Genomic DNA, 6079 nt, shown 5'->3' on the forward strand with positions numbered 1-6079 from the left:
TCTCGTGCGGATTGAAGAACAGCTGGGTGTTGTGGAAGTAGATGCCTGATCCGAACATGCCATCGACCAGCGCGACGACGCTGTCGGATGCCAGCATGTCGAACAAGCGTGCGCGCGCCCTGCCCTCACTGAAGTAGCGCGTGCTGGTCAGCGAATGCATGTTGACCAGGCGCTCCCGTTCGTACGCCGCGTGGTTCTCCGCCATCCATTGCGCGAAGACAGGCTCGACTTCGCGGGCAAGGGCGTCGATCGCCGGTGCAGCTATCCACTGGCGGACAACGGCGTAGCCGCTCTCCGCCCAGGCCGCCGCCGCTTCCGCGATCGCCGCCATTCAGGCCCGCTGCATGCTGACCGGGATGCCGTTCAGGACGGCATTGCCGGACAGCGGATCGCGCATGCCCTCGTCCAGCACGGCATTGAGGTTCGCTCCCGGCCGCTCCGCGGCGAGCGCCATGCGCATGCCCGGCAGGTCGTGGCCCCAGCCGTGCGGCAGGCTGACCACGCCCGGCATCATCTCGTCGGTCACCTCCACCAGCGCTTCGATGACGGTGCCCTTGCCGGCAATGCGAGCCTTGCCGCCATCCTGCAAGCCCAGGCGCTGTGCGTCGGCCGGGTTGACCAGCGCGGTGCAGCGGAAGGGACCCTTGGCCAGGATCGGCAGGTTGTGCATCCAGCTGTTGCAGGAGCGGACATGACGGCGGCCGATGACGACCAGGCCGGGAACGGGCTGCGCAAGTTCCGCCGCGGGCCGCTGCAGATCGGTCAGCAGCATCTCGGGGGCGAGCTCGATCTTGCCCGAGGGCGTGCGCAGCACTTCGGGAATGCGCGGCTGCAGCGGACCGAGATCGATGCCGCCGGGTGCAGCCTTGATCTTGGCGAGATTGATGCCGTCGGGCCGGCGGCCGAATATGTCGCCATACGGCCCGGTGCGCAAGGCAAAGTCGACCTGGCGCTCCGGTCCCTTGAGATGGGCCAGCGCGGCGATCACGGCATCGGCATGCTCACCCGCCACGCGGCGCACGTCGTCGGCGAACAGATCGTCATCCATTTTTTCCACATCGGCCTGCGCCCCCTTGCCCTGCGCGATCGCTGCAAGACGCAGGAGAATCTGCCATTCCGGCGGCTGGCCGTCCGGGCGCGGCAGTGCCGGCTCGCTGAAGCGCGCGGCGTTGCGGTAGGCGAACTGCGGGAAGGCCGTGTCGTAATGCAGGTCTTCGAGCGGCGACAGGCCGGGAAGGATCACGTCGGCATGGCGCGTGGTTTCGTTGAGGTAGATGTCGACGCTGACCATGAAGTCGAGCTTGTCGAGCGCCGCGGCGAGCCGGCCGCCGTTGGGCGCCGACAGCACCGGGTTGCCGGCCACGGTGATCAGCGCGCGCACCTGCCCCGCTCCCGGCGTATCGATTTCCTCGGCCAGGCAGACCATGGGGAATTCGCCCATCACTTCCGGTGCACCCGACACGCGGCTCCTGCGGCGTCCTGTGCCCACGCCCTTGCCGATGCCGGGCTTGCCGATGGTGTTGGCGGCGAAGGCCGGCGCCTTGGCGAACATCGCGCCGCCTTCCTGGTCGAGATGTCCGGTGAGGACGTTGAGCACGTCGATCAGCCAGCTGCACAGCGTGCCGTATTCCTGCACGCAGGTGCCCATGCGGCCGTACACGGCGGCGCGTTCGGTGGCCGCCAGCTGGCGGGCAAGGCCGCGGATCGTCGCTGCGTCGATGCCGCAGCGCGCGGCCACCGTCTCCGGCGCGAACGCGTGCACCGCATGTTCGACCTCTGCCACGCCGTTGACATGTTCCGCAAGCCGTCCCAGGCGAACGAGCTTCTCGTCGAACAGCGTATGCACCATGCCGAGCAGGAAGTAGACGTCGCTGCCCGGACGGATGAAGTGGTGGGCGTCAGCAGCCTCCGCCGTTTCGGTGCGCCGCGGGTCGACCACCACGATGCGGCCGCCGCGTGCCCGCATGGCCTTGGCCTTGCCGCGGTAATCGGGAACCGTCCACAGGCTGCCGTTGGAAACGATCGGGTTGGCGCCGATGATGAGCAGGAAATCGCTGCGCTCGATGTCGGGCACCGGGAACGACAGCCAGTGGCCGAACATCAGGCCGACCGAAAGCTGCTTGGGCATCTGGTCCAGCGTCGAGGCGGAGAACAGGTTGCGCGTGCCCAGCGCCCGCGCCAGCCGCGCGAAGTACATGATCAGGCCGATCTTGTGCACCGAGGGATTGCCGGCCAGCGCGGCGACGGCATCCGGCCCGTGCTCGGCGAGGATGGGCGGCAGGCGCCGCTCGATCTCGGCGAAGGCCTCGTCCCAGCTCGTTTCGACGAAGCGGCCGTCGCGCTTGACGAGCGGCACGCGCAAGCGGTCCGGGTCTTCGTGCAAGTCCTTCAGGGCCACGCCCTTCGGGCAGATGTAGCCGCGGCTGAACACGTCCTCGTCATGGCCGCGGATGCTGATCACCTTGTTGCCGCTCAGCTTGAGTTCGAGGCCGCAGCAGGCCTCGCACAGCGGGCAGATCCGGTGGACGGTTTTTTCGGCGGTTTCGTTGGGCATGGATTGTCTCCTTGGGGTTGCCATTTCTCCATGTCATGGCATTTTTATCAATGTAGTCCCATTATGCGCGAACGGCGATTACCTTGCTGGTCATTGCCCATTCCCGGTGTAAGGATGTGGCGGCGCGAGGCAGTGTTTCGAGGGATAATGTCGCATCGGAAAATTGATGAGGTAACAATGGCCAACAAGCCCGCACGCACGCTCACCTTCAAGTGCTCGAAATGCGCAAAGCCGGTCACGGTGTATTTGCAGAAGGTCTCCGCCTGTTCGCACATCCAGCCTTACCAGGGTATCTGCTCCTGCGGCGAGGTCAAGCTCCACGCCATCGGCCAGAAAGACGCGGTCGAGTCCTATCTGGCATCGGGTGGAGCGAACTGGTCGCACCACCATCACCACTAACCATACGGACCGCAGAGCGGCCACACAGGCCGGGCGCCGCAGCGCCCACAGGAGGAATGCAACATGAGCGACAAGAATTTTTCAACGGAAGACTGGCGGCGCCTGCTGCGCCACCTCGGCGAAGACCCCGACCGCCAGGGATTGCGCGACACCCCGGAGCGCGTGGACAAGGCATGGAAGCACTGGACGTCCGGCTATGAGCAGAACCCGGCCGACATCCTGAAGGTGTTCGAGGACGGCGCAGAGAAATACAACGAGCTGATCGTGGTGCGCGGCATCCCGGTGTACAGCCATTGCGAGCACCACCTCGCCCCCTTCTTCGGCTCGGCGACCGTCGGCTATACGCCCAATGGACGCATCGTCGGCCTGTCCAAGCTGACGCGCCTGGTGGATTGCTTCTCCAAGCGCCTGCAGGTGCAGGAGCGCCTCACCGTGCAGATCGCAGACGCGCTGATGGAACACTTGCAGCCGCTGTCCGTGGGCGTGGTGATCCGCTGCCGGCATATGTGCATGGAAAGCCGCGGCATCCGCACGCCCGGCGAGGAAACCGTCACCTCGGCCCTGCTCGGCGAAATGCGCACCAACCTCGGCCTGCGCACCGAGTTCCTGTCGCTCGCCCGCGAGAAGGACTGAGCGCAGAAGACATGCGCGCCGCGCACGGGACCTCCCTGGTCCTTGCCTGCTTCATGCCGGCGGCCTGCGTGGCGCGCATACCTGCAGCGTCATACCCGAGGCGCCAGGCGCTTCGCTCTACCTGTCCTGCGGCTCTTTATCGGCAACGGGCGTCGAATGGCTGGTAGGTTTCGCTTCGCTCTGCCCACCCTACGGTTCCTTGTTTGCATGCTGGGTTTCGCTGCGCTCTACCCAGCCTACGGTTCTTTATAGAGGACGGTAGGGTGGGTAGAGCGCAGCGAAACCCACCGCGCCCCTAGCCGCCTCCATCCACTCGCATCGTGACCGGAAAACCATCCTTGCCGGGATACGGTGGCGGTGCGAGATAGCGCCCCGATGTGAACGCCGCCGCAAAACAGCGCGATACCGCATGCACCGGCTTGACTGCCACATTGCGGGGACGTCCGTCTGGCTGGATGTCGGCGACCATGACAAAGGACTTGACCTCCTGACGTGGCGACTTCCCCCAGCAGCGGCGCATGGCGCCGGCCAGCGAGCGCGACGTGCCGCGGACCATTTGCTCGGGATAAGGGTGGAAGCGTTCGTCGTCTTCCGCTGCCTTCGCGATGGAAACCCGCTCGTCGAAGGTAGCGGGCACCTGTGCCGCAAGGGCAGGCATGCTCAGGAAAGCGGAACACAACAGGAAGACTGGTTTCATGGCTGCGCGCCGGGGCGTGAAAGAAAAATGGCAAGCACGCCCACCTTAGTACGCGCGGCAAAAAAATTCTGTAAGGAAGCGTAACGGCACGAAAAAAAAAGCCTCCACAACCTTTCGGCTGCGGAGGCGAATTACCAACAACGCCTGGAAAAAATCAGTTCGGCTCAGTTCGGTTTGTACTGCGCGAAGTGCTCGAATCCCTCGGTGCGGCTGAACGGGATCACCGTGCCGAGTGTGCCCGTTTTCGGGATCGAAAAGTCGCTTGCGGCGGAACGCTGCTGCACCTCCTTGGGCGAGCGTCCAAACCAGCGCCGGCATGCGCGGCAGAATGCGCTCGGGTCGGAGAAGCCGAGCTGGAAACTCAGCTTCTTGAGCGACAGGTCGCCCTTCTTCAGGTACTGGTAGGCCATCTCGCGCCGCGTGTCGTCGACCAGCTGCGTGAAATTCGTCCCCTCCTCGGCCAGCCGGCGCTGTAGCGTGCGCTCGCTCATCATCAAGCGCTTGGCCACTTCTTCCCGCAGCGGCTCGCCCTGGGCCAGCATGCCGGCCAGCAGGCCTTGCACGCGTTTGCTGAAGGTGTGCTCCGCCTGCGGCGAATTCTCCAGCCTGGCGAGCATGCGCAGCGTCCAGTTGCGCTGCGCCTGTGCGAGGTCGGCCAGCATGCGCAGTGCCCAGTCGGCCGCCATCGGGTTGTCGGTGCTGATCGGCACGCAGAGGTCGGCATCGTCAAACTGCATGGTGTTGCCGGGCATGTCGAAGCGAACCGTGCAGCCGAACGCGTCGATGTAGGGCTGGATGTTCTCCGGCTGCGGAAACGCGTAATGCACCAGCACCGGCTTCAAGTCTTCGCGGCCGGCGGCCGTGCGCAAGGTGCGCAGTACAAGGCACCAGACAAAATCGTAGTGCTGCTGCGGCACGCGGCGCTGTCCGCCGGGCAGGTGCAGGCTGACTCGCGTGCAGCCGTCGGCCTGCTCGATCGTGCTGTGCACCGTGGGCGATACCAGCGGCGTGTAGCGGACCAGGTTTTCGATGGCGGTCTTCACGTCCGGCGAGGCGCGCATGATGTGGCCCATCAGGCCGGAGCGGTCCAGCGGCTGGGGCAGCGCTGCCTTGATGCCGAGCAGCGGGTCGCCCGATGCCTGGGTCGCCGTTTCCCACAGATGGCTGAGCTTGTCAGACAGCGTGAGCGCGTCGTCCGCCATGCATTCCGATTCTTCCAGTCCCGCCTGGCGGAAGAATGCATCCACGTCGAGGCCACGCGCTGCCAGGCGTGCCTTGATACCGCGTACCAGATCAATCGCCGACGAATATGTCATGTTGTTCCCCTTGTTCTTTTGTCGTTCCCGCTGCCGGCACGGCCGCGCGTAAGGCCGCGCCGGCATCCACTGCAATTCTCGTCATCGATCAGGGCGTGATGGCGGTGCGCAGGCGCGCGCTGATGCGCTCGCGGAACTGGTTCAGTTTCGGATCGATGGTCGGGCGCGAATCGGCGGCGACTTTCTCGCCGAGCGCTTTTTGCATGTCCGGCACCAGCGCCTCGAACTTCTTCTTCACGGGCGATTCGAGGATGGCGATGATCTGCCGCAGTTCGTCTTCGGTAAATTGTTCCGCCAGCATCGGCGCCACCGTGGTCGGGACCAGTTTCTGGGCGCTGGCGCGCACCACCGGGCTGTTCTCGTCGAGGAATTTCTTCGCTTCCGCCGCAACGTCGCGCATCGCCGCATCACGCCGCTCGGTCGGAACGCGGCCCTGGATCACTGCGCGCGCCTGTCCCACCGCATCCGTCACCGGGTCCT

The 6079-nt window shown here is 65.3% G+C and carries 6 protein-coding genes and 1 pseudogene; 2 read left to right on the forward strand and 5 right to left on the reverse strand.

Features of this window, described 5'->3' with window-relative positions; genetic code table 11:
* Together VFF99_RS18445 and VFF99_RS18450 are read right to left on the reverse strand one after the other, a co-directional pair.
* Positions 1–331: pseudogene (locus VFF99_RS18445) on the reverse strand (phytanoyl-CoA dioxygenase); the annotation flags it as partial.
* Complete coding sequence (locus tag VFF99_RS18450; RefSeq protein ID WP_325020385.1) at positions 332–2554, reverse strand: molybdopterin-dependent oxidoreductase; 2223 nt, start codon at positions 2552–2554, stop codon at positions 332–334.
* 177 nt (positions 2555–2731) lie between these two features.
* Between VFF99_RS18450 and VFF99_RS18455 the strand changes: the two genes are divergently transcribed.
* Together VFF99_RS18455 and folE are read left to right on the forward strand one after the other, a co-directional pair.
* Positions 2732–2953 carry a hypothetical protein gene (locus VFF99_RS18455; RefSeq protein ID WP_325020386.1) on the forward strand — a complete coding sequence of 74 codons (222 nt, stop codon included), beginning with the start codon at positions 2732–2734 and terminating at the stop codon, positions 2951–2953.
* Between the two features lie 63 nt (positions 2954–3016).
* Positions 3017–3586, forward strand: a complete 570-nt coding sequence (folE, locus tag VFF99_RS18460; RefSeq protein ID WP_325020387.1) for a GTP cyclohydrolase I FolE — start codon at positions 3017–3019, stop codon at positions 3584–3586.
* A 295-nt stretch (positions 3587–3881) separates the two neighbouring features.
* Here folE and VFF99_RS18465 read toward each other — a convergent pair whose 3' ends face one another.
* The 3 genes from VFF99_RS18465 to VFF99_RS18475 all read right to left on the reverse strand — a co-directional run.
* Positions 3882–4283: a hypothetical protein gene (locus VFF99_RS18465; protein ID WP_325020388.1), complete on the reverse strand. Its 402-nt coding sequence runs from the start codon at positions 4281–4283 to the stop codon at positions 3882–3884.
* A gap of 164 nt (positions 4284–4447) precedes the next feature.
* Positions 4448–5599: an AraC family transcriptional regulator gene (locus tag VFF99_RS18470; protein WP_325020389.1), complete on the reverse strand. Its 1152-nt coding sequence runs from the start codon at positions 5597–5599 to the stop codon at positions 4448–4450.
* A gap of 88 nt (positions 5600–5687) precedes the next feature.
* Positions 5688–6079 (reverse strand): DUF2059 domain-containing protein (locus VFF99_RS18475; RefSeq protein WP_325020390.1); only part of this gene is annotated, 392 nt, incomplete at its 5' end.

Source organism: Noviherbaspirillum sp., assembly GCF_035654295.1.
Lineage (GTDB): Bacteria > Pseudomonadota > Gammaproteobacteria > Burkholderiales > Burkholderiaceae_D > Noviherbaspirillum.